The organism is Streptomyces sp. NBC_00316 (genome assembly GCF_036158715.1).
Taxonomy (GTDB): domain Bacteria; phylum Actinomycetota; class Actinomycetes; order Streptomycetales; family Streptomycetaceae; genus Streptomyces.
The window spans coordinates 8,498,068-8,522,547 of the sequence record NZ_CP108023.1; the positions used below are offsets into that span (position 1 = coordinate 8,498,068).

Consider the following 24,480-nt stretch of genomic DNA (forward strand, 5'->3'; position numbering starts at 1 on the left):
GCGAAGCGGAAGCGAAATCCTTGAGCGCGATTGGGGATGAACAGGCAGTCCGGCCGCGTCCGCCATCAGTCGTTCCGAATGAGGAAAGAAGGCGATCCACACAGTGGCGTCGCAATCACGCACCGGGGAGCCGGTGCTCTATGGGCTGGAATTCGGCCTCAACGAATGGCTCGTGGACGAACAGCACGAGCGATACCTGCACGACCCCGGATCGGTCGACCAGACGTGGAGGGATTTCTTCACCTCTCCGACCCCTGTGGCCGGCAGGCAGGCGCGCAACGGCACGAGTGTGCATGAGAGCGCCGAACAGGCGGCGGTCAAGGCGGTACGCGTTGCCGCGCTCATCCACGCCTATCGAGTGCGCGGACACTTGGTGGCGGACACCGACCCGCTCACGACGGAGCGTGGAGTCGCACACCCGGAGCTGGACATCACGGCATTCGGACTGCGAGACGACGACCTGGAAAGAGAGTTCGTCGTCGACGGATTCACCGGGCAGACCACCATGACGCTTCACAGCGTGCTGAATGCCCTGCAGGAATCCTACTGCCGCACCGTCGGCACCGAGTACATGCACATCCAGACGTCACAGGAACGTCGCTGGATCCAGCAGCGGATCGAATCGCCTCAGCCCCGGCCGGACCGTGCCGAGCAATTGCAGATTCTCTACCGGCTGGGCGCGGCAGAGGCCTTCGAGACGTTCCTGCAGACCAAGTACGTGGGCCAGAAACGGTATTCGCTCGAAGGCGGCGAGTCGGCGATCGTGCTCCTCGACGGCCTGCTGCTCCGCTCCATCAGGCAAGGTGTGGGGGAAGCCGTCATCGGTATGGCACACCGAGGCCGACTCAACGTTCTGGCCAACATCATCGGCAAGTCCTACGCCGAGATGTTCCATGAATTCGAGGACTCGGTGGACGTTCGGTCCGCCCAGGGGTCCGGCGATGTGAAGTACCACCTCGGTGCAGAAGGGACGTACCGTGCCCTGGACGGCGGAACGATCGCCGTCTCCGTCGTGGCGAACCCCTCGCATCTGGAGATCGTGGGGCCGGTGGCCCAGGGAGTCGTGCGCGCCAAGCAGGACCGGGCCGCAGACGGTGGCGAAACCTTCCCTGTACTGCCGATCGTGGTCCACGGTGATGCAGCATTCGCCGGTCAGGGCGTGGTCTCCGAGACACTGAACATGTCACAGCTGCCCGGCTACCGCACCGGCGGGACGGTCCACATCGTCATCAACAACCAGCTCGGCTTCACGACCTCGCCCGCCAGCGGCCGTTCGAGCACATATGCCACCGATGTGGCCAGGACGATCGAGGCCCCGATCTTCCACGTCAACGGAGACGACCCCGAGGCCGTCGTCCGGGTCGCGCGGCTGGCCTTCGACTATCGTCAGGAGTTCCACAAGGATGTCGTCGTCGACCTGATCTGCTACCGGCGCCACGGGCACAGCGAGGTCGATGATCCGTCCATCACACAGCCGGCGATGTACGACCGCATCGACGCCAGGGCTTCGGTGCGCAAACTGTACGCCGAGGCGCTGGTCCGCCGGGGGGACATCGGCGAGCAGCAGGTGGAAGGCGCCCTGCAGGACTATCGGGGCCACCTCGAGCGGGCCTTCGTCGAGACCCAGGCGTTGTCGGTGCCCGACTTCCCGAAGCCCGTCGTTCCCATGGACGTTGAGGATGAAGCGGCTCCTCGGGCGGCGACAGCGATCACGGAGGCGACGGCCCGGCACGTCATCGCTTCCCAGACCGGTCTGCCGCAAGGCTTCACCCCGCACTCGCGCGTTCTGCCGCAGCTCCAGAGGCGTACCACGATGCTGGATGCGGGAACGATCGACTGGGCCACCGCAGAAACCCTGGCCCTCGGGTCCCTGTTGCTGGACGGGGTTCCGGTGCGGCTGGCCGGCCAGGATTCCCGCCGCGGCACGTTCGGCCAACGGCATGCCGTGCTCACCGACCGGCGCACCGGTGTGGAACACACGCCGCTGAGTTCCCTCGGCTCGCGGGCCGCAGGCTTCGCACTCTACGACTCGATGTTGTCCGAACTGGCGGCGCTGGCCTTCGAGTACGGGTACTCGGTGGCACGGCCCGACACTCTGGTGCTGTGGGAGGCCCAGTTCGGAGACTTCGCCAACGGCGCGCAGACAGTCGTCGACGAGTACATCTCGTCGTCGGAACAGAAGTGGGGGCAGCGCTCCGGGGTGACGCTGTTGCTGCCGCACGGCTTGGAGGGACAGGGGCCGGACCATTCCTCCGGCAGGATCGAGCGATTCCTCCAGTTGTGCGCGCAGGGGAACATGACCGTCGCCATGCCCTCCCTGCCGGGCAACTACTTCCATCTGCTCAGGCAGCAGGCACTCGATGAGCGCAGAAGGCCGCTGGTCGTCTTCACTCCGAAGTCGATGCTGCGGTTGAAGGCAGCCACCTCCAGGCTGACGGAGCTCACCACGGGCGGGTTCCGTACGGTCATCCCGGATGAGACGACGGACACCGCCCGGATCAGGCGCGTGCTGGTGTGCTCGGGCAAGGTCTTCTACGACCTGGACGCCTGCCGGCGAAGCTCGGACCTGTCGGACACCGCGATCGTCCGCCTGGAGCGTCTCTACCCGTTCCCGGAGGAAGCGCTCGGTGCGGAACTCGCCCGCTACCCCGCCGATGCCGAGGTGCGATGGGTACAGGAGGAGCCCGAGAACCAAGGAGCGTGGTCCTTCGTGGCGCCACATATGAACCGGCTGGCGAGCCGTCCCATCGGATGCATCAGCCGGCCGCAGGCCCCGGCCCCGGCCGTGGGTTCCGCCCGGCGGCACGCCGGCGAGCAGAAGGATCTCGTGGCGTCGGCGTTCCGCTGACCATCCCGCCTGCAGCGGCGTGGAGGACGGGCCCCCGTGCAGTACCGCGTACGACCTGTTGTGCCGGACACCCCTCGGACAGGATCCGAGGGGTGTCCGCTCGCGTTGTGCCCGTACGCCGGCGCCGTGCCCGGACAACGTCGGTGCGGGGCGCCGGACGGCCGTCGAGCAGTCGGGCTGCGGCCGGCGGAGCGGCCCAGGCACGTCGACGCGGTGTACGGGCTTCGGGCATCCCGACAAGTGCGTCCTACCGGGCCGGACTTCGTCGACGACCGGATTCGCCCGGCGCGGGCCGCCCGGAACCACCACGTCTGTGACCCGGTCCACGGCCATGATGGTGACGTCGACGCCGAGCCGGGCGCCGGCGAGCACGTCGACACCGTCCGGGGAGAACATCCGCACGGGAAAGCAGCCACCGAAGACGTTCGCCTGGGCGAACACCTCGACCGAGCGGGCCGCGTCGAGTAGCCGCACGCGTGGGAAGACCGGCGGCGCACCGCGATCGGCAGGGGACCGGATGGCCCGGGGACCACTGCGCGCCCTGTACGGACCGGTGTTGTGCTGTCGGTGTGGGCGTACCGCTTTCGGGGGCCAGGGGGCAACGGATGACGCGGACGGTGCGGGAAGTCCCCTCGCCGCCCGCGACCCGTACCGCAGCATGCCGTCCATGACATGCGACGCAGCGACGGTCGGCCCGGTCGACAGTGACTGCGTGGTCTTCGCAGATCCGAAACCGCCGGCGAACAGACCGGCAGTGCCTCATGCACGGCATCACCGTCTCCGCACGGGACACCTTCACCCGCTCATCGGGCGTCTCCGTGCGGGCCGCACCACCGCCTTTGCGCGCAGCAGACCGGCCGTCGCCGGGAGTCGAGTGCACGGGAGCCTGCCGGAACCGGCGGAGGCCTGCGCGCACCGGCGTCTGCCGCGGCCGCAGGCCCACGCTTTCCGGCGGCGCGTCAGGTCGCGCGCTGCCCGGCGTTCTCCTGCACTGTCCGGCCCTCGCCTGCCATCGGGCGGATCCCGGCGAAGCCGAGCAGCGCGCCGAAGGCGGTCACACCAGCGGCGATGGCGAAACTGAACGCGTAGCCGCGCGCGGTAGCGGTCATCGGGTCGGCGCCTGCATGCTGCAGGACGGTGGCGTGGCTGCTGCCCAAGGAGACCAGGGCGGCGAGACCGATGGCGCTGCCGATCTGCATGGACGCGTTGTTCATGCTGGTGGCGATGCCCGCGTCCTCACCCGTTGCGCCGTCCACTCCGGCGACGGTGGATCCGACGAGAACCAGGCCGCCGCCCAGCGGCACGAGGATCATGCCGGGCAGCACATCGGTCACATAGGTGCCGTGGGTGCTCAGTCCGGCAAGGAGAACGTAGCCGACCGTGGAGATCGCAAGGCCTCCTCCGTTCAGCGTCCGTACCCCGAACCGGGTGAGGAGGCGTGGCGCCATCACGGTGGCGCTGAACAGAATGACCAACCCGAACGGGACGAAGGCGAATCCGGTCGCCAGCGCGGAGAAATGCAGTGTGTGCTGCACATACAGGCTCAGTGAGAAGAAGAACGTGGCGAATCCGACGTAGTAGCAGATGCGGACCATGTTGGCGATGCTCCGGTTGCGCGAGCGCAGGAACGCGAGGGGTACCAGGGGCTGTGCCGCCCGGGCCTCGACCAGCACGAAACCGATCAAGAGGACCACACCGATCCCCACGCAGCCCAGCACGGAGAACGAGAACCACGCGTGGTTGCTCTTCTCCAGCAGTCCGAACACGACCAGGAGCAGGCCGACGGTGACCAGAACGGCTCCGAGGACGTCAGGCCTGCCGCGCTTGGCGGCCCGGCTCTCGGAGACGAGCTTGGGAGTGGCGAGAAACGCGAAAGCGGCGATGGGCAGGTTGATGAAAAATATCAACCGCCAGGAGGCGAGGTCGGTCAGGATGCCTGAGAGCACGACGCCCAGGGCCACGCCAACTCCTGCCAGGCCGCTCCAGATGGCCATCGCCCGCGCCCTTTCCTGCGGCCGGGTGAACAGTAGCGTGACCAGGGACAGCGCTGCCGGGCTGACGAGTGCCGCGCCGATGCCCTGGAGGAAGCGGCTGGCGACGAGTACCCCGGCTTGCTGGGCCACTGCGGCGCTCGCCGACGAGAGCGCGAAGATCGCCAGACCGATCAGGAACAGGCGTCGGCGGCCAAGCAGATCGCCCAGGCGCCCACCGAGCATCAGCAGTCCGCCGTAGGTGACGGTGTAACCGTTGACGACCCACGCCAGGCCGGTGGTCGTAAGGCCGAGATCCCGCTGGATGGGGGGAAGCGCGACATTGACCACGGTCACGTCGAGCAGCAGCATCACCTGCACGAGGCAGATGATCCCGAGCGCACGCCACCTGCGCGGATCGGGTTCGGGAGTCGGACTGATCGAAGCCATCGTTGATCGCCTTCAGTTCGGTCGGGCCGCCGCCGCGCGCCTCGGCCGCCTTCGTAAGGGGCGAGGCTTCGTGCCGGTTCGGTCCTCGGGCATTTCCTGATCCCTTCAACACGCAGAGGACGCGCGCGCCTGGCCGCACTTGCGGACAGCAATGGCGCACATTCAGCCCTCCAAGCGACGGGCTCGTCCGAGGGCCACCCACAGTCCGGTGACCGGCACGCTTCGGCTTGCATCAAGGTGCAGGGCAAGGAGGGGGCCTCCATGTCCTCAGGAAGCCACCGGGAGCGGCAGCCGACCCTGGCAGGAATCCCCGCCCTTCAGGACTCCGTTGGAAAATGCGTAAACCGGGCTCGTCGGCTTGCTGAGGTTGACATGATCGTTCTGTTCGTCGGAGCGAGGGGGGCTGGGTGTCGCTGGAGTCTCGGGACGACCGTGGGGTGCCGGAGCTGACTGCTCGGGTCGTGCGGGCATCGTTCCCGAAGGGGACACTGGCTGTCCGCGTGCGTGAAGTGCTGGGCCCGCTGTTCGAAGACGATTCCTTCGCTGGGGCGTTTTCGTCACGGGGTCGTCCGGCGGTGTCGCCGGGGGCGCTGGCGCTTGTGTCGGTGCTGCAATACGCAGAGGGGCTGACCGACAGGCAGGCCGCTGACCAGGTGCGGGCCCGCATGGACTGGAAGTTCCTCCTTGGTCTGGAGCTGGACGATTCGGGGTTCGACTTCTCCGTGCTGAGCGACTTCCGCGCCCGGCTGATCGAGCACGGCCTGGAGGAAAAGGTCCTGGACCTGATCCTGGAGCGGATATCTGACCTCGGGCTGCTGCGTTCCGGGGGGCGTCAGCGCACCGACTCCACCCATGTTCTCGCGGCCGTGCGGACGTTGAACCGGATGGAGTTCGTCGGCGAGACCCTGCGCGCGGCGCTGGAAGCCCTGGCCGCCGCCGCCCCAGCATGGCTGTCGCCGCTGGTCACCGCCGACTGGGCCAAACGCTACGGCGCCCGGATCGACTCCTACCGCTTCCCCAAGGGCGACAACGTCCGCGCCGAGTGGGCCGGGCAGGTCGGCAGGGACGGCCTCACCATCCTGGAGGCCGTCTACGCACCCCAGGCTCCCGCGTGGTTACGGGAAGTCCCCGCTGTCCAGGTCCTGCGCCGGGCCTGGGTGGAGCAGTACCACCGCGACGGCGAGGAGGTGCGCTGGCGGGAGGGCAAAGACCTCCCGCCGGGCAGACGCCGCCTCGCCTCGCCCTACGACCCCGACGCCCGCTACGCGACCAAGCGCGGATCGGGCTGGTGCGGCTACAAGACCCACCTCAGCGAGACCTGCGAACCCCACGCCCCGCACCTGATCACCCATGTCGTCACCACGGACGCCACCGTCGCCGACACCGAGGTCACCGCAGCAGTCCACCAGGGCCTGGCCACACGTGAACTGCTACCCGATGAGCACGACGTCGATGCCGGCTACGTCACCGCCGCCCACATCGTGGCCGCGCGCGACGCACATGGGATCGAGCTGCTGGGGCCGGTCGGGCTGGATACGTGCCACGAGAACTACGAGGGTGAGCACTTCACGCAGAGCGCGTTCACGATCGACTGGGAAGCCAAGAACGCCGTCTGTCCCCAGGGCAAGATCAGTGCCAGCTGGTCCGACCAGCGCAAGAGCAGTGGCACTCCCGTCTCACGGGTGCACTTCACCGCCCAGGACTGCGCGGCCTGCCCGGTGCAGGACAAGTGCACCAAGGCGGCGAACGGCAAGTGGGGCCGAAGCCTGACCCTGCTGCCCCAAGACCAGCAGGCAGCACTGGAAGACCGACGCCGCGAACAGCTCACCGACCAGTGGCAGCAGCGCTACAACATCCGCGCCGGAGTGGAGGGCACCATCTCCCAGGCAATCCGGCGCACCCGCATCCGCCGGACCCGTTACACGGGCCTGCCCAAAACCCACCTCGGACACATCTTCGCCGCCACCGCCATCAACATCATCAGACTCGACGCCTGGCTCAGCGAAACACCCCTAGGCCAAACCCGCACCTCATACCTCGCCCGACTCCAACTCGCCGCCTGACGACAAGATCACACCCGCCGGTTTACGCATTTTCCAACGGAGTCCTTCAGGGCGGCGGAGCACGTCAGCAGAGAGCCGCCGCACGTGTGACGGCGGCCGCGGCCGGAAGACGGGGCCGGTCGAGGTGGAACGCCCGGGGCGGGTGCCCGCCTGCCGGCGGCGGGCGGCCGAGCCTCAGGCCAGGACCGCCGTGCCTTCGAGCAGTGTGCCGCTGATCTGCTTGCGGGAGGCGATACCGAGCTTCGTGAAAACCTTGCGGAGGTGCCACTCCACGGTGTGCGGGCTGATGAAGAGCTGGGCCCCGATCTCGGGGTTCGTCATCCCGTCACCGGCCAGGCGCGCGATCTGTGCTTCCTGGGCGGTGAGAGCGGTACGCGTCTCGAGGGTGCGCTTGCGCACGGTCGCGCCGGTGGCGCGCAATTCGTGCCAGGCGCGCTCCGCGAACGCCTCGACGCCGATCCGGCTGAGGACCTTGTACGCGATACCCAGGTGCTCGCGCGCGTCGACGCGGCGGTCCTCCCGGCGCAGCCATTCTCCGTAGATCAGATGGGCGCGGGCGTACGTGATCTGGACCTCGGTACGGCCGAGTCGCTCGATCGCCTCCCGGTACAGAGCGTCGGCAGCAGTCCCCTCGCTCACCTGGGCACGCACCATGGCCGAGGTGCCGAGGGCCCAGTCGGTGCCACTGGCCCGTGCCATCGCGTCGAGTTGCCGGGCGGCTTCGGCGGCTCGGGCCGGCCTACCGCTCCGTGCGGCCGCCTCGACGAGTTCGACCATCGATCTGATCGCCAGTCCGAGTTCCTGCAGGTTCTCGGCGCCCTGCTCGGCCGCGGTGTACGCCTCCTCGTAGCGGCCGAGTCCGTTGTAGAGCACCGCCTTCGCCCACTGACTCGAGCTGAGTATCTTGGCCTGCTCCCCCTGGTTCACATCCGCGTCCCGGGTCATCGCGTCGATCGCCTGGAGCGTCGCGGCCTCCCGGCCTCTCCACGGCTCGGTCACCATCGACACGTAGTGGGCGAGATAGCGGCTGCTGGTGGCCTCACCGATGGTCTGCGCCTCCGCGATCAGTGTGTCCGCGTGGTCGAGCTCACCGACCAGCACCCGGTTCGACACCAGCTGCAGGAGAGCGGACGGCAGCACCGACAGGGCCCCCACCTCCCGGGCGAGGTCGACCAGCTTCGTCGAGAGCACCGTATTGCTGTGGAAATCCCAGACGTTGAAGGCCATGCGGGCGGCGAGCGGAAACCAGCCGAGGCCTTCCTCTCTGGACGTCTCTTCGGTGCAGAAGGCGTCCAGGGCCTGCAGCACCATGGGCATCCCCGCCGCGTAACCGTCGACGGTCATCACGGCCAGGCCCCGCAGGAGCAGATCGTTGCGCTCCGGTGGCGGCCCCGGCGGTGCGGCGAGCGTCGCCCTGGCGATGTCCTGCAATTGAACGCCGCTCGGCAGACGGTCGACGATGAGAGCGGCGTTGAGTGCGTCGCGGTAGGTCTCCTGGGCCAGCCCCGCGTCCAGCGTCTCCAGGCGCTTGGCTGCTTTGAGGAGCATCGGCAGGGCGCTGCCGGCGCTCTTGGAGGCGAACATGATCTGACCGCGCAGCAAGTCGGCCTGGGCGAGCTGGCGCTCGTCCAGGGGGCTGAGGGCGGCGGCGTCCAGGAGATCGCGCGCCGTGTCGTACCCGCCGGCCTGGTACTTGGCCCGGGCTGCCGCCAGCGCTCTGGCACCCCGTACAGCCGGGTCGGGGGTCAGCTCGGCGGCCCGCTCCAGGAACGCGGCCGCCGCAGCGACCCCGCCGCGCGCCTGTGCCCGGCCGGCGGAGCGCCCCAGCTCCGCGGCCACCGTCTCGTCGGAACCGGCCGTGGCGTTCGCCAGATGCCATGCCCGGCGGTCGGGGTCCGTGTCCGGGTCGGTGGCGTCGGCCAGCGCCCGGTGCACTTGCTGACGGGCCTCGGTGGTCGCCACCCGGTAGGCAGCCGAGCGCACCACGGGATGCCGGAACCGGACCCGGGTCCCGATGGTGATCAGCCCGGCGGCTTCGGCCGACGAGGCTGCGGAAGCTTCGATTCCCAGCAGCTCGGCCGCCTTGGCCAGCAGGGTCACGTCACCCACCGGCTCGGCCGCCGCGATGAGCAGCAACTGCTGTGTCTCGGACGGCAGCGCCTGGACGCGCCGCAGGAAACTCTGCTCGATCTGGCTTGCCAGCGGCCGCGCGTCGGGACGTCCGAACCCGCCCGCCAACTCCGCAGGGGTCAGTCCGCGGGGCAGTTCGAGCAGGGCCAGTGGGTTTCCCTGCGTCTCGGCGACGATGCGGTTCCGGACCCGTTCGTCGAGCCGGCCCGGGATCACGGAGTCCAGCAGGGCGCGGGCGTCGCAGTCGTTCAACCGTTCCACCGTGAGCTGTGGCAGCCCTGCCAACTCGGTTTCGAGTGAGGGCTCGCGTACGGCGAGCACCAGTCCGATCCGTTCGGCGAGGAGGCGCCGCGCAACGAAGGCGAGCGTCTGCGCGGAGACCTTGTCCAGCCACTGGGCGTCATCGATGACGCAGAGCAGCGGCTCCTTCGCGGCCACGTCGGCGAGCAGGCTGAGCACCGCGAGCCCGACGAGGAAGCGGTCCGGTGGAGTCCCCGTGCTCAGGCCGAATGCCGTCCCGAGCGCATCGCGCTGCGGCCCGGGCAGCCGACCGAGATGGTCCAGGAAAGGCGCGCACAGCTGGTGCAGGCCGCCGAAGGCCAGCTCCATCTCGGACTCGACGCCCACCGCCCTGGCTATCCGGAAGCCGTCCGCACCGTTGCGCACATGGTCGAGCAGCGCGGTCTTGCCGATGCCGACCTCGCCGCGCAGGACCAGGACCGAGCTGTGGCCGCCCTGCACCCTCGCCACGAGCTGGTCCAGCTTCTCGCACTCGTCCTGCCGCCCGCGGAGTGGCACCCCGGGAATTTCGCTTGCCATGGGCACCGCCCCTGCCGACTGTTCGTCCGTTGACCGCTGACCACCGAATGACAGGGGTTACCGGTGCTGGGTCCTGGATCAACAGGCATCCTACCTTTCCTCCCGACGCCGACCCCGGCGGTTCGCCGCAGACGTGGAATCCACTGCTTCCGGTCATCACAGCCGCAGCGCCCCATGCCGTATGTGAACGGAGCCGAGACCATGACCCGAGCTGTTGGAGTCGCACACGGACCGCCCGAACCGGACCGGGGCCCGGTCGGTCATGAGGATGGGACGGCGCCTGCTCGATGTCCGTCGGCGCAACGCCCCGGCTCTTCGGCATGGGGATGCGCGTCCTGCAAGGCGTGGGTGAGGACGTGGCGCAGGCTCGTTGTGCCTCGGCTACGCGGAGATCGCCTCGGACACGGCATCGTTCGTGCTCACGCCCGTCGTCCGGAAACTGGCCCGGAACGCACCGGGCGTCACACCGAGGCGTCGCACAAACGCTCTGCGGAGCGACTCGGGTGAGCCGAACCCTGTGCGCCGTGCCACTACCGGCATGGCGTCATCACCCGTCTCCAGCAGCACCTGGGCGGCTTCCAGCCGGACCTGCTCCACATACCGGGCCGGAGTGGTTCCTACCTCTTCGCAGAAGAGCCTGGTCACGTGACGGACGCTGACGCCTGCCGTGCGGGCCATGGCCGTCAGCGTGTGGTTGGCCCCGGGGTTCTCGGCGACTGCGTCCAGGATCCGGCGGAGCATCTCCTGGCGGGTGTGCGGGGCCCGGGAGTGGACGCTGAACTGGGACTGGCCTCCCGGTCGCTGCATGAAGACGACCATGTCCTTGGCGACGGCCCGAGCGACTTCCGCACCGTAGTGTTCTTCGACGAGCGCCAAGGACAGGTCGATGCCGGCGCTGACACCTGCTGAGGTCATCATCTTCCCGTCGCGGACGAAGATGGCGTCCGGTTCGACCTGCACGGACGGGAAACGCAGGGCCAGTTGCCGTGAGTGACGCCAGTGCGTCGCGGCGCGGCGGCCATTGAGAAGTCCGGCCGCGGCCAGCAGAAACGCTCCCGTGCACACCGATGCGGTGCAGCGGGCCTTCTCGTTCAGTTGCCGGACGACATCCAGGAGCGCCTCGTCCTTGATCAGCGTCTCCCATTCCGGACCGCCCGGGACCACCAGGACATCGGACGGCTCGCGTACCTCGCTGAGGGAAAGGTCGGCGCTGAGGCGGGTCCCGGCGGAGGTGACCACCTCCGCCCCGTCCTCGGACGCGATCTGTACCTGATAGTGGCCGCCGAACTCGTTCGCCGACGCGAACACCTCGATGGGACCGGTCACATCGAGCAGCCGCACCCCTGGGAAGACGAACACTGTCACGGTGAGCGGGCCTGTTCCAGGGCGCTTGCGGTTCATCGGATGCCTCCGGGCCGGTGTGGACACTAGATCGATAGGACGCGAGCGACAGCAGGTTCACCAGCGCGCCGCCGCCGTCTCGCCGTTTTCCCGGCCCCGGCAAAGGGGCCGCCGCCTGCTCCCACGGGCGAAGCCCGGGTCAGCGTCCCCACAGGCGGGGTCCGACGGCTCTGCCGCGGGCCGCGCGAACCCAGCCCAAGGGCCGTAACCGGCCCGTCGAGACGCTCGTCGGCGAATGCCCCAGGAGAGATCGGGGAGCAGATCACGGCCGGGGGCGGACCGCCGTTCGCCGGATTCCCGTGCGTTCATCATGCGCCTGTGACCAGCACCGATGCCACGACTGATTGACTCCCTGCTGGGAGGAAAAGCCTCCCAGCCCGCCCGTGGGGAGTGGTGTGAAGCTGCTCCTTCGGTCCCTCCTCGCAGTCGGCGAGCAGGGAAATCATGGCCGCGTAGCCGAACGGCTGTTGCCTACCGGAAGGGGCCGACGGCGGCAGCGTCGGGGAATCCCGTCGGCCACGTCCTCCGCACCGGGCGCTGTCAATTTTCGTGGCCCGGGCTGCAGACCCGGACCGCCTCCCGGTAGCCCTACCAGGCAGTGGCGCCACCGTCGACGGGGTAGTTGGCGCCAGTGATGTACGCCGCTCGGTCCGAGGCGAGGAAGGCGGCCAGCTCGACGATTTCCTCGGGTTGAGCGAAGCGCTTGAGGAGCGTCTTGTCGGTGATCGCATCGCGGGCCGCCTGGTTGTCGCCGAGGTCGCGGGCACTGGCCGGGGTCAGGACGGGCCCGGGACTGATGGCCACCGCACGGATCCCATGGCGTGCACCTTCGAGCGCCAGTTGTCGTGTCATCGCGATGACGCCGGCGTTCGCGGCAGTGTGCGCGACCATCGGGGGAACCTCGCCGGCGATCATGCCGGCTTCGGACGCGACGTTGATGATGACGCCGCCACCACGCCGGACCAGGTGCGGCCATGCGAACTTCGTGACGAAGAAGGGGATATCGAGCTCGCCGGCTATCGTCGTACGCCAGTCATCGACGGAGAAATCGGGCATCGGGCCGAAGCGTTGCATGGCCGCGTTGTTGTACACCACGTCCAGCCCGCCGTAGGCGGCCACTGCGTCCTCAACGACCTGTCGTGCCTGTTCCGGGTCGGTGAGATCGATCGGCGCGATGCCGGTCATCTCACCGCCGGCGCGACGTACGAGTTCGACCGTCTCGTTGTTGGCATCAGCTTGGATGTCGCACCCGATGATCTTTGCGCCTTCACGCGCAAAGATCAGCGATGCTACGCGGCCCTGCCCTCCTCCGGTGCCGGTGATGAGCACTACCCTCTCGTCGAGCGTTGCCATGGAACTCCTCCTGGTCCGTGATGTTTTCGGGCGGGGTCACTGCGGCCTGCCTCGTCGACGACGGAAAGCCGAAGGCACGGTCCGTCAGCAATGACAGGTCGTCGATCCCGATCAGCGCGGTCGCTCCACGGGCCGGCCGAACCGCGTTCCACCGTGAGGCGCTTCGGCGAGATCGTCCGCGCTGACGTCGGGCCGCGCTTCCATGACTCGAGGCTGCGCCGCGGGCAGGGAAGACGCCAGGATCGGTTTCCTCCCGGTTGGTAGGCGCAGCCTCTCATCGGAGACAGCAGGGCGATCGGGGAGCTGTGTCCGCTGCGGTGCCCTCTCGGCGTGGCGGGCGCAGTCTGCGGGATCTGCACGATCGCTGGGGCTGTCCGGTAATCCCCGGACGGCATCCCCTCTGCTCAGAAGCAGGGACCGACGGACAGGGGCTGCCGAGGCGTCCTGAAGAACCACACCGGGCCCCGCACCTGCCTCGCAGCCGTCAACCTCCGACGACCGACCGGCCTCGGCCTCACCCGCACAGGTCACACCTGGACCCTCGCCTCCATCCCCGGACAACGGTGGAGGGGCATCCCTCAACCGGGACGCCCCTCCACCAACAAGATCTTCAGCAGACTTCTGGCTAGTGCTGTGACCGAAAAGGTTCACCGGCTCGCGGCGTCCGGTGCGGCACCGCGCCGCGTTGTCGCATCACCCGAGTACATCCAGTACGCGGGCGATGCTCCGCCTTGCGATGCACCGCACCGGACGCCGCGAGCTTCCCGGCAGACCTTTCCGGTCACAGCCCTTAGACGGTGCCGTTCTCCCACCACCAGGCCCGGCCGAGATCCGCCCGGCTGTCGACGTGCTGGTGGTCCGCGGTGTAGGTCTCCAGGCCGGAGAAGCCGGAGGTCTCCGCCTTCTGGTAGACGGTCTTGTTGGGCACTCCGGGGACGGCGAGGTCAGCTGCCGTGCCGTACAGGTGCATGCTGTCGCTGGCGCCTCCGACGTCGGCGTTGTGCGCGATGCTGCGGAAACCGGAATTGACCGTGATGGGGACGTTGCCGAGCTTCTTGCGCAGCGCCTCCAGCTTGTACATCGCGCGGCGGACGTTCTCCTTGACGTCGGTCGCGTTCAGCTTGCCGCCGGAGAAGGTGCCGCTGATCCGGTCGGTGAACTCGCTGAAGTTGAAGTGCACGGTCGAACCGTCCGACTGCTCCAGGGCGTTGAGCTGCGCCTGGGTCGTGGGTCCGGCGCTGCCGTCGACGGCGAGTCCGTAGGCTGCCTGGAACCGGCGCACCGCCGCCGCGGTGCCGGGACCGAAGTTGCCGTCGATGGCCACGCGGGTCTGGCCGGCGCTGTCCGCGGCCCACCCGGCGACTCTGATCTGCAGTTCGGTCACGTCGGCGCCGGTGGCCCCCTGGTTCAGGGTGCGCGACCAGGAGTACGCCTGCGCGGTCCCCGTCAGCAGAACGGGCCCGAGCACGGCACCGATACCGGCGGCCAGCGTCCCGCGCAGCGCCGTACGGCGGTCGAACGAGTGCGGAAAGCGGGATGAGGAGCGGGAAGGAGCCATCTTCGTCCTTTCACGGACCTGTCGCAGTGCAGTGGATGACACGTACTGCGACAGTGTCATGGACATGCGAGACGGGCGGAAGACCGCCGCTGCCGGCATCGTTCGATCCGGCGTCCGTCGCCGCGTCCGCGACCGAGTCACCGCGGGCAGCAGCTCCGCGCCGGGCACAGGGTCGGTGCAGCCGGACGGCTCATGGTGTCGCCGCCACCCGGCCACGGCGTGGTTGCGTCGGGTTTCACTGCTCCACCGGGGCGGGGCCGGCCGTCGGGGCGGGACGCTGCTGGTCGGCCAGGGTTCGGCGGGCGGTGAGAGCGACCCACAGCTCCGCGATGTCTCGCGACTTCTTCAGGTCCCGATGGGTGGCAGCCTCGATCCGCTGCAGGCGGTAACCGAGGCTCTGGCGGTGGATGTTGAGCCGCTGCGCGGTGGCCGCCCAGCTGCGGTCGTTGGCCAGGTACGCCTCCAGCGTCTGCGCAACTGATCGTGCTGCGCCTGATCATCGGGCTGGCCGTCGGAGCCGACTATCCCATTGCCTCTTCCCTGCTGGCGGAGTTCACGCCCGCCCGCAGCCGCGGTGCGATGATCGGCCTGACCGGACCGGCCTGGTCCGTCGGCGCCATGGCAGCCTTCCTCGTCGGCTACATGGTCACCAGCATCTCGGGCGACCACCACCTGTGGCGGTGGCTGCTGTTCAGCGGCGCCGTCGCCGGCCTCCTCGTCGTCCTCATGCGCCGAGGGATCCCGGAATCCCCGCGATGGCTGCTCAGCAAGGGCCGAACCGAACAGGCACGACAGGTCATGCGCACTGTCTACGGCGTCGACCTCGACCCCGATGCGCTTCTCGGTGACGCCTCAGCCCACCCCGCCACCGACTTCACGCGGCCCCTCGCGGACATTGTCCGGGGCGGCTACCTCAAACGCATCATCATGTGCGGAACCCTGTACTTCGCGCAGATCACCCCGCAGTACGCCCTCTACACCTTCGGTGCGACCATCCTCGCCGCCGACGGAATCAACGGAGCCAGCGCCGCCACGCTCGGCGAACTCTTCATCGCCGCACTCTTCGCCCTCGGCGTCCTGCCCGCCGTACGCCTGGTGGAGCGGTGGGGACGGCGCCCCATGACGGTCGTCCCCTTCGCCCTGATGGCGCTGCCTCTGCTCGCCCCGGGCCTGGGGAGCTCGGGACCGACCTGGTTCGTCGTGGGTTCCTTCGCCGTGTACGCCATCGTCTCCGGCGGCCCGAGCATCCTCGAACGGATCTACCCCAATGAGCTCTTCCCGACCGAGGTACGGGCCACCGCCGTCGGAATCGCCGTCGGCATCAGCCGGCTGGGCGCCGCCACCGGCACATACCTGCTGCCCGTCGGGCTGGACCGCATCGGACTCGGCCCCACCCTGCTGATCGCGGCCGCCGTCACTCTGATCGCCTTCGTGGTCTGCCTGGCCCGGGCCCCGAGACCAAGGGCGTGGAACACCGCTTCTGGAACTGGACGGCCACGGACGCCGCAGGCACCGTCGCCCCCGTTCTCCATTCCTTCATCGGAACCCACGCCGCCATCGACCGCCTCGACCTGCGCAACAGCTCGTAGCAATGGGCCGACGCCACACGGCGGATGAGGCCCGGACTCGATTTCGTTGACGCAGAGCCCCTCGCCACCGTCTGGACCAACGACCCCTGGGCGCGCGGCTCCTACGCGGCCCTCGACGCTGCGGCGACTCCCCAGGACATCGCAGACCTCGAAAGCGAGGACACCCACCTCCACCTCGCCGGTGAGTACACCGAACCAGCCTTCACCGGCCTGATGGAAGGCGCCCTGTGCAGCGGCCGTCGCGCTGCCGACCGCATCATCGGCATGGCGCGACGCAGCGGCACGTGATCAACGGGCTGACAACGGACCCGGCGAGGAGGCACAGGCCGACACCCCGCGCCGCCGCTCGGCCGTGAGCGTCAGCTCGACCCGAAACCTGGAGAACGACGGGCACCGGACCGTCATGGCGTGCACCGAGGACACCGTGCAGCCCGCCGCCCTGTCGAAGCTCCTGGGACGGTCCGGTTGCCGTCGAGCGCGGTCTTTCCCACCGGAGAACCACCCGACGCGGACGATGCGCGCCCGGGCGGCCATGACCCTGGCCGCCCGGGCGCCGCTCCCGCTCGTGGGTGAGTGGCTGTGGGGACAGGGCGTACGACGGAGTCTTCGGGACGGACCGCGGGGTGCCGTTGCCCTACCTCGTGAGGGAGTACGTCGAGGGCATGACCCTGCGCGACGGCGCGTCTGCGCAGACGAACGTTCCGTGCGCGGGACTCAGCGGTCGGCGATGTCCTCGCGGAGACCGTCGGAGAACTCCCACCACGACAGCGGTAGCCAGTCGCCATTGACGAATGCGTCGACCGTAGCGCCGCGACCGCGGACAGTCACCGTCGTTCCGGGCGGATACGTGGTACCGGACAGGCCGGGTACCGGGACGAGCAGGGTCCCGAGCCGTTGTGCTGCCACTCCTCGCCCTCCTTTTCCGTTTCTCGGTGCGACACCTGGGTGGGTATTTCTCCCGAGATTACCGGGTTGTCTGTCGGTGCAGGCGGGAGAATCATGAGATATGGGTCACGCGGAACAGTGCGGGGCTGCGGTGGAAATCGTGCGTGCATCGCCGACCGGAGGTGGCAGCCATGAAGGCCGTCGTATACAAGGAGCCGTTCACCGTGGCGGTCGAAGAAGTCGAAAAGCCGAGGATCCAGCATCCGAACGATGTGATCGTACGGATCACCTCCACCGCGATCTGCGGCTCTGACCTGCACATGTACGAGGGGCGTACCGCGGCCGAGCCCGGCATCGTCTTCGGTCACGAAAACATGGGAATCATCGAGGAAATCGGCGAGGGCGTCACCTCGCTCAATGAGGGCGACCGCGTGGTCATGCCCTTCAATGTCGCCTGCGGATTCTGCACCAATTGCGTCGAGGGATTCACCGGATTCTGTCAGACCGTCAACCCCGGCTTCGCGGGAGGCGCTTACGGCTATGTCGCCATGGGGCCCTGGCCGGGCGGTCAGGCGGAGTACCTGCGTGTTCCCTACGCCGACTTCAACTGCCTGAAGCTGCCACCGGGAAACGAGCACGAGACCGACTTCATGATGCTCGCCGACATCTTCCCCACCGGCTACCACGGCTGTGAACTCGCCCAGGTCCGCCCGGGCGAGAGCGTCGCCGTGTACGGCGGAGGACCGGTCGGGCTCATGGCCGCCTACTCCGCCCTGCTGCGCGGCGCGAAGAAGGTGTTCGTCGTGGACCGGGTCCCCGAGCGACTGGAGAAGGCCCGAGAGATCGGTGCGGTTCCGATCAACTTCGCCGAGGGTGATCCGGTGGAGCAGATCAAGGAGCAGACCGAGGGCATCGGTACGGACAAGGGCGTGGACGCCGTCGGCTACCAGGCGACGGCGCACGGCACGGACCGCGAGGAACCGGCGACCGTGCTGAACTCGCTCGTCAGCACGGTCCGGGCCACCGGAGCGCTGGGCGTACCAGGCCTCTACGTCCCAGCCGACCCCGGAGGCCCTGACGAGCAGTCCAAGCACGGCATGCTCCTGGTCGCGATCGGCAAACTCTTCGAGAAGGGCCTGCGGATCGGTACGGGGCAGTGCAACGTGAAGCGCTACAACCGGTATCTGCGCGACATGATCATCGAAGGCCGGGCGACGCCGAGCTTCGTCGTCTCGCATGAACTGCCGCTGGACCAGGCGTCGTCGGCGTACGACAAGTTCGACAAGCGGATCGAGGGTTACACGAAGGTCGTGCTGCACCCGTAGCGAAAGGCCCCCGGTGCTGTGTGGGATTCGGATCCAGGTGGAGTCAAGCGTTTCCCGTTGTTTGGTTTGACCACCTGTTAGCGTGCACGGATGGAAGATCTGGGAACCGTGGCTTGGCCGCCTGAGCCGATCAGGACCGAGAGGCTCGTGCTCCGCGAGCCCGAGACCCGGGACCGTGCGGCGTTCATCGAGCTGCTCGCCTCGCCGGAGGTGCACACCTACCTCGGCGGCCCCCGGCCGCGTGACGAGCTTGAGCGCGAGATGTCCGGGACGCCCGAGCGGTGGCCCGGGAGCTTCGTCGTCGATCTCGACGGGTCGATGATCGGCCAGATCCTGCTCAGGAGAGCAAAGGGGCACCGTTCCCCGGCTGCCGCGGGGAAGGCTGACCTCGGCTACCTGTTCCTGCCACGGGCGTGGGGATTCGGGTACGCCGCCGAGGCGTGCGCGGCGGCACTCGGCTGGCTCGCCGGCGCGCTTCCCGGCGAGCCGGTGGTGCTCACCACCCAGACCGCCAACGTCGGCTCGATGCGTCTCGCGGCGAAGCTGGGGTTCACCGAGGTGGAGCGGTTCGAGGCCTGGGGCGCCGAGCAGTGGCTCGGCATGTGGTCCCCGGTCACGCCGTCCAGGTGAGTTTGCGACGGAACCGCCGGGGAGTACCCGCCCAGCCACGAGACCGATCCTCAGCCGCCAGTCGGCCTTGGCTGGTTCTTGGGTTCGGAGTCGGGTATCGGGATCGACTTCTGTCCTTGGCGCGGACAGTGGCTCCCGGACTCACAGCGGGATCGATGGTTCGACGAACTGGAAAGCCGCGGGATCCGTCCGTGCGAAGACGAGGTACCTGCCGAGTTCCGGGACGACGGCCGGCTCGCCTCACTGCCCCCGGCCCGACACACCCACTCAACCACCGCCGATACACGCCCGGGAGGACGAGTGGGGGTGAGGAACCAGACAGGCGCCGGCCGATCAGCCCAGCAGTGGCGCGGTGATGTTCCGCAGTTGGCCGACATGCTGATAGTGATGCCCCGACAGCCCTGCTGCCCGTGCAGCCGCGACATGGCCGAGGGTGTCGTCGATGACCAGGCACCTGCATAGATCCGCTCCCACCCGCCGGGCCGCGGCTTCGAATACCCGGGGAGCCGGCTTGGCGAGGCCGAGACGGGCGGTGTTGACCCCCGCGTCGAACGCGTCGGACAAATCCAGCGCGGCGAGATCGTCCTCCAGCCGCGTAGTGGCGTTGGAAACCAGGACCACGGGCACCCGGCTGCGGAGGCCGGCCAGGAGGGTCAGGACGTCGGGGTCGATACGGCCGGTCAAGGCACTCCAACTCTCCACGAGATCCCGGGCCCGGCCGGCCGACCCGCAGGTACGGGTGAGGTCCTCCGCCACCTGGGCTCGCCACTGATCGTCACTGATCGCCCCGGTGACCGCCGCATCATGCAGGTCGGTTCGGAAGGCCGCAGCCGCCAGTGTCCCCTCGGGCAACCCCGCCGCACGGTCAAGCGCGGTCATCCGTCCGGGTCCCACAGACGCAGCACGCCGTCGGAGTCGCAGAGCACGGCATCAAAGGGCAAGTCACTCATGGCCCTGCTCCTGCCAGGTCACCGCTGGACAGCGGAGCCGTCCCGGGGAGGAACACCACTGGCTGAGCGTCGAAGTGGCCAACCGAAGGCTGTGCGGAGGTGCCTGTCAGGGCCGAAGCTGAGGATCTGTGGGTCCCCTCAGGTCTGCGAGGACAGCGGCGTGGTCGGATGGCCAGACGCCATCCACAGGCTCGTCGCCGACACGTTGGACAGAGCTGACGGATCCAAGACCTTCAGGGCCTGGTGGGCCTACGTAGATGTAGTCGACGCGGGCACTTGGTTCGAATCCAGCTGCGACATACGGGTTGGCCGCGGACCAGGTGGCTGATGGCTGAGCAGGGTCTGCGTATTCCCAGGCGTCGAGGAAGACCTGGCCGGGGACGGCAGGGGCCGCCTTGTAACCGGCGAACTGCCGTACCTCGTCGGAGTCCGGCCATGCATTGAAGTCGCCCGTGACGACAGGCGGGAAGCTGGTTCCAGGTCGATGCGCCCTTACGAACTCGGCAAGGACTCCGACCTGCTGGCAACGCACAGCAGAGGCGTCCAAGGCTGCGGTGAGGTGCGTGGTGAAGAACGGCACCTGGTACGTGGGAGCGTCGATGCGTGCGTACAGAGCCAGGCGGCCGTCTTCGTCCCCCTGACGGGTCGGCAGCTCCACCATGTCGTGCTTCGCGATGGGCCAGCGGCTCAGCACGGCGTTGCCGATGTCGACCGTTGAGTCCCCAAGCCGTCTTTGCCACCCCTGCGGTGCACGGGACGGTGCCAAGATCCAGTGCATGCCAAGGCGGGACGCGAGCCATTCCGCAAGGTTCTCCCCGCCGCAGGCCCACACCTCCTGCAGACCGATGACATCGGGTTGGAGTTCGTCCAGCACCGTGAGGATGGCCTTCCGCCGTTCCTCCCAGGGGCCGAAGCGCCACCATAGGTTCCATGTCAGCACGCGCATCACTGTCACCCTTTCTCTCCGCCTCGCCTGAGCATCCTGGAGCATGCCAGGCGTCAGGCACCAGGCGTCAGCTGTCCGGAGCGGGCAAGGTGGTGCAAGCGGGCGATGTTGCACATGAGTTGATGAACGCCGTCGCCCTTGAGAGGAAGCCGCGCAGGAGTGTGGGCCACCCTGGCCTTCGTCACTCAGGCAGCCGCTCTCTCCCAAGACAGCACACGGAGCGTGGCAGGTCCCTTCAGGGGGAGCCGCCGCAGCGGTCCAGTGTGGCCGGTCGGAGCCTCGTGCAAGGTGCAGGTGGAATGCTGGGAATCGGGGGGCTCGCTCGAGCAGGAGACGGCCGACGTGACGTCGTCACTTGTGGAACGGACGTCGTCAGGCGGCCAGGTCCGAGACCTCCTGAACGCTGATGGTCTGACCGTCACGTAGGCAGCGTTGTTGCAGACCAGCCTCGGTCAGATGCCCGGCGGCTTGGTCCGCGCCGGCTGCGTCGGGGTGATCGGATCGCCAGTGCGGAACGACGCGGAAGGGCACCAGGCCGAGGCAGTCCGGTTCGATGCCGCTCGGATAGCCGTCGGGTCGGACAGCCGGATCGTCGATGAGGTCGATGCCACGGAGATCAGGGCCGGTGAACACAGGCACCGGCCGAACAGCCGCCGTAGACGAACTCGGCCGGTTCAGTCGCTCCTTCACCGCATCAGCGAAGCGGGACCGCGTCATCGCACGAGCCAGGACGAAGGCGTTGCCGCCCAGTGCCCGGACCAGGTCGAAATCCGCCACGCGGTTTCGCAGGTCCTCGGGGGCGGAGAAGTGGTCGCGAAGGTCGAGTTCTTCGCAGGTGTACCCGAAGGTCTCCCAGGTGTGCACCTCACGCGGCAGGTCGCGGTCCCGTGAATGGCCGTACTGATCGAGCGCATTCAGCACGATGCCTGCTCGCCCTGTACTGGTTGGAGGTGGCAGAACGGCAGGGCGATCATCCGGCTTGAGATACCAGGAGCTGAGAAGAAGTCGCATGTCGGTCTCCAGCGGTCACAGCACTAGACATGCCTGGATTCTGCTTGAACCCCTCATGACTCGCCAGGACCAGCAGACGGAGCGGTACGCCAGCCCGCTCCCGGGAGCAGCAGGTGCCCGCCCGGTCCGTGAGTCTGCCCGCCTCACCCATCGGCCACCACGTGGCCGATGAGCACCCCGCGGCCGTGGTCCCGTCCCCGGTGCCGGGCGGATGCAGGCACTGCCGGGAGCTCCGGGCACACCGAGCGGCAGGCGTTGCTCACTCGGAGGGGAGCGTGTCCAGAAGCTTCTGCGCGGTCTTCAGGGCTTCGGGGTCTGCCGCGTCGTCGTCGAGGGCGAGGGCCTGAGAGACGCAGGAGCGTGCTTCCTCGAATTCTCCCAGTTCAATCAGGGCCTTTCCCAGATACACCAGCGACTGACTCTCTCTGCGGGTCAGGCCGATGCGCCTGGACTGGACCACAGCATTGCGATAGTGGCCGGCTGCTTCGCACCACCGCCCCAGAGCGGCGTGGTCGCGACCAAGTGCGTAGGTGGTGGTGGCACGGAAGATGTCGGCGACGTGCCCGCTCACCGGGCAGTCGGATGCATCGAGGAAGGCGATGATGCGCTTGTTCTGGATCAGGGCCTCCTCGGCACGGTCGAGCAGGCGCAGGGAGGCTCCGTAGTTCGTCATGGCTTGGATCCAGCGCTCGTGATCACCGGCGCCTTCCGACACGTCGATGGAGGCGAGCGACTTGTCGGCGGCCGCCTGGGCCTCGCCGAGTTGCAGGTGCGTGAATGCCGCGTGCAGCAGTGCCGAGGCTTGTTGGGAGGTGTCCTGTGCGCGGCGGGCGTATTCCAGCGCTTCGTCGGCCCGCTCGACGGCCTCCCGGTGGCGGCGTTCGCAGTTGTTCAGGGCCCAGGAGTAGCAGTTGAGGTGGAAGGCTTGCAGGTACGGGTCGTCGAGTGCGGCGGCGGCCTGGCTGGACAGGCGGTAGACCTCGGGCCAGTGGCCCCAGAAGACCCACAGGTCGCAGAACCATTCCATGGCATCGGCGGTCTCAACGACCCGGGTGTGCTCTCCCCGATGGGCCGCGCTGCGCAGCGCGGCGAGCCAGGCCGGGGCTTCGCTCTGGAGCCAGGCCCGGGCCTGTTCGGCGCTCTCCAGCGGGACCAGGCCCTGCCAGGAGGACGGCGGCGCCCCGTACCCGGGCTTGTACCAGCGGCCGGCGACCACAGCCGTCTCCAGCAGCCAGGTCCGCAGCCGGTCCTCGGCCGCCTCCCGCTCACCAGGCTCCCCCACGCGCGAGAGGTGGGTGCGGGCGAACAGCCGCAGCAGGTCGTGCAGTTGGTAGCGGCCGGTGAAGGTGGCCTGGAGCAGCCCGGCCTCGACCAGCTCCTCCATCACGTCCTCAGCCTCGAAGACCCCGGTCGCAGTCAAAGCCGCGCCGTAGGCGGCGGTCATGTCCGGCCCCGGGACCAGGCTGAGCAGCCGCAGCATCTGCGCGGCCGGAGGATCCAGCTGCCGGTAGGACAGCTCGAACGCCGCCTCCACCCGCACATCCCCGGCAGCCAGCGCGCCCAGGCGGCGCTCCTCGTCGGCCAGGCGGCGGACCAGGTGGTCCACGCTCCATCCAGAGCGGACCGTCAGCCAGTTCCCCGCCACCCGCAAAGCCAACGGCAGACACCCGCACAGCTCTGCCACCCGCGCCACGGCCTCGGTTTCTGCCTCGGCCCGTTCCTTGCCCAGGATTCGGCTCAGCAGCTCGACCGCCTCGGCCTGTGCCATCTCCGACAGCGCCAGCCGTTCGACATCCTCCAGCCCGGTCAACGGCCTCCGACTGGTTATCAGCACCAGGCTTCGCCCGCCCGCGGGCAGCAGCGCACGCACCTGCCCCTCGTCGCGCGCGTTGTCCAACACCACCAGGCACCCACGCTCACCGAGCAACGCGCGCAACAACCCCGCACGCCCGGCCGAGTCCTCCTGCGCCAGCCGGAGGTCCGACACTCCCAGGGCCTTCAGCAGCTTCAGCAGCGCCTCGCCCGGGTCCACAGGACCATCGACCCCGTGCAGGTCCACCACAAAACACCCGTCAGGGAACTCCCCTGCCAGGTCCGCCGCCGCCCTCAGCGCCAGCGTCGTCTTCCCGCACCCCGGAGGACCCGAGACAACGCACACCGCCGCCCCCACGTCCGAACCTGCCCGTTCCGCAGCCTTCCGCAGCCAGGCCAACTCCGCACCGCGCCCCGTGAAGTCCCCCACGGACCTCGGCGGCACCGCAGCCCCCGCCCCCGCCACTGCCGCCGCACTCACCGGACGCGCCGCCCGCGCGGCCGCCAGCAAGACTTCCCGCTCCTGGTCCTCCAGTCCCAGCCCCTCCGCGAGTGCCGCCACTGTGCGCCACCGCGGAACCCGGCTACGCCCCCGCTCCATATCGCCGATCGCCCGGGCACTCACCCCCGAGGACTCAGCGAGATCCTCCATGGTCCAACCGACTTGCTGCCGCAGGCCACGCAGCACAACCCCGAACGGCCTCTCCCCGGACACAACCCCTCCTCCTTCTCCACCCCGC

At 68.6% G+C, this 24,480-nt stretch carries 17 protein-coding genes and 1 pseudogene; 7 read left to right on the forward strand and 11 right to left on the reverse strand.

Annotation, left to right across the window (positions count from 1 at the left end; translation table 11 throughout):
• Positions 1-103: 103 nt before the first annotated feature.
• Entirely contained in the window at positions 104-2,848 is a 2,745-nt protein-coding gene (locus OG878_RS37975; protein WP_443049217.1) for a multifunctional oxoglutarate decarboxylase/oxoglutarate dehydrogenase thiamine pyrophosphate-binding subunit/dihydrolipoyllysine-residue succinyltransferase subunit, read from the forward strand.
• A gap of 959 nt (positions 2,849-3,807) precedes the next feature.
• Here OG878_RS37975 and OG878_RS37980 read toward each other — a convergent pair.
• Positions 3,808-5,268 carry an MFS transporter gene (locus tag OG878_RS37980; protein WP_328890988.1) on the reverse strand — a complete coding sequence of 487 codons (1,461 nt, stop codon included), beginning with the start codon at positions 5,266-5,268 and terminating at the stop codon, positions 3,808-3,810.
• Between the two features lie 407 nt (positions 5,269-5,675).
• Between OG878_RS37980 and OG878_RS37985 the strand changes: the two genes are divergently transcribed.
• Entirely contained in the window at positions 5,676-7,331 is a 1,656-nt protein-coding gene (locus tag OG878_RS37985; RefSeq protein WP_328886378.1) for an IS1182 family transposase, read from the forward strand.
• Positions 7,332-7,505: 174 nt separating this feature from the next.
• Here the strand turns inward: OG878_RS37985 and OG878_RS37990 are convergent, their stop codons facing one another.
• From OG878_RS37990 to OG878_RS42450, 5 genes are all read right to left on the reverse strand, one after another.
• A complete protein-coding gene (locus OG878_RS37990; protein WP_328890989.1) occupies positions 7,506-10,280 on the reverse strand; it encodes a helix-turn-helix transcriptional regulator in 2,775 nt (924 codons plus the stop codon).
• Between the two features lie 381 nt (positions 10,281-10,661).
• Entirely contained in the window at positions 10,662-11,681 is a 1,020-nt protein-coding gene (locus OG878_RS37995) for a GlxA family transcriptional regulator (protein WP_328890990.1), read from the reverse strand.
• 588 nt (positions 11,682-12,269) lie between these two features.
• Positions 12,270-13,034 (reverse strand): SDR family NAD(P)-dependent oxidoreductase, encoded by a 765-nt coding sequence (locus tag OG878_RS38000; protein ID WP_328890991.1) that lies wholly within the window; start codon positions 13,032-13,034, stop codon positions 12,270-12,272.
• Positions 13,035-13,824: 790 nt separating this feature from the next.
• A complete protein-coding gene (locus OG878_RS38005; RefSeq protein ID WP_328890992.1) occupies positions 13,825-14,592 on the reverse strand; it encodes a D-Ala-D-Ala carboxypeptidase family metallohydrolase in 768 nt (255 codons plus the stop codon).
• A gap of 235 nt (positions 14,593-14,827) precedes the next feature.
• A complete protein-coding gene (locus OG878_RS42450) occupies positions 14,828-15,058 on the reverse strand; it encodes a helix-turn-helix domain-containing protein (RefSeq protein WP_443049293.1) in 231 nt (76 codons plus the stop codon).
• A gap of 17 nt (positions 15,059-15,075) precedes the next feature.
• Here OG878_RS42450 and OG878_RS38010 point away from each other — a divergent pair, with 17 nt between their 5' ends.
• Positions 15,076-16,209 carry an MFS transporter gene (locus OG878_RS38010; RefSeq protein WP_328890993.1) on the forward strand — a complete coding sequence of 378 codons (1,134 nt, stop codon included), beginning with the start codon at positions 15,076-15,078 and terminating at the stop codon, positions 16,207-16,209.
• Positions 16,206-16,469 carry an FAD-dependent oxidoreductase gene (locus OG878_RS38015; protein WP_328890994.1) on the forward strand — a complete coding sequence of 88 codons (264 nt, stop codon included), beginning with the start codon at positions 16,206-16,208 and terminating at the stop codon, positions 16,467-16,469. Before OG878_RS38010 ends, OG878_RS38015 begins: the two co-directional genes overlap by 4 nt.
• A 426-nt stretch (positions 16,470-16,895) precedes the next feature.
• Here the strand turns inward: OG878_RS38015 and OG878_RS38020 are convergent, their stop codons facing one another.
• Complete coding sequence (locus OG878_RS38020) at positions 16,896-17,087, reverse strand: hypothetical protein (RefSeq protein ID WP_030931808.1); 192 nt, start codon at positions 17,085-17,087, stop codon at positions 16,896-16,898.
• A gap of 170 nt (positions 17,088-17,257) precedes the next feature.
• Between OG878_RS38020 and OG878_RS38025 the strand changes: the two genes are divergently transcribed.
• The 3 genes and pseudogenes from OG878_RS38025 to OG878_RS42455 form a co-directional block, all read left to right on the forward strand.
• Positions 17,258-18,391 carry a glutathione-independent formaldehyde dehydrogenase gene (locus OG878_RS38025; RefSeq protein ID WP_328890995.1) on the forward strand — a complete coding sequence of 378 codons (1,134 nt, stop codon included), beginning with the start codon at positions 17,258-17,260 and terminating at the stop codon, positions 18,389-18,391.
• A gap of 90 nt (positions 18,392-18,481) precedes the next feature.
• Positions 18,482-19,021 carry a GNAT family N-acetyltransferase gene (locus OG878_RS38030; RefSeq protein ID WP_328890996.1) on the forward strand — a complete coding sequence of 180 codons (540 nt, stop codon included), beginning with the start codon at positions 18,482-18,484 and terminating at the stop codon, positions 19,019-19,021.
• A 78-nt stretch (positions 19,022-19,099) separates the two neighbouring features.
• Positions 19,100-19,240: pseudogene (locus OG878_RS42455) on the forward strand (DUF6980 family protein); the annotation flags it as partial.
• A gap of 114 nt (positions 19,241-19,354) precedes the next feature.
• Here the strand turns inward: OG878_RS42455 and OG878_RS38035 are convergent.
• The 4 genes from OG878_RS38035 to OG878_RS38050 all read right to left on the reverse strand — a co-directional run bounded on the left by OG878_RS38035 (position 19,355) and on the right by OG878_RS38050 (position 24,455).
• Entirely contained in the window at positions 19,355-19,900 is a 546-nt protein-coding gene (locus tag OG878_RS38035; RefSeq protein WP_328890997.1) for an HAD-IA family hydrolase, read from the reverse strand.
• A 177-nt stretch (positions 19,901-20,077) separates the two neighbouring features.
• Entirely contained in the window at positions 20,078-20,917 is an 840-nt protein-coding gene (locus tag OG878_RS38040; RefSeq protein ID WP_328891522.1) for an endonuclease/exonuclease/phosphatase family protein, read from the reverse strand.
• Between the two features lie 372 nt (positions 20,918-21,289).
• On the reverse strand, positions 21,290-21,928 hold the full coding sequence (locus tag OG878_RS38045) for a Type 1 glutamine amidotransferase-like domain-containing protein (protein WP_328890998.1): 639 nt from the start codon (positions 21,926-21,928) through the stop codon (positions 21,290-21,292).
• A gap of 259 nt (positions 21,929-22,187) precedes the next feature.
• Positions 22,188-24,455 carry a helix-turn-helix domain-containing protein gene (locus OG878_RS38050; protein WP_328890999.1) on the reverse strand — a complete coding sequence of 756 codons (2,268 nt, stop codon included), beginning with the start codon at positions 24,453-24,455 and terminating at the stop codon, positions 22,188-22,190.
• Positions 24,456-24,480 lie beyond the last annotated feature (25 nt).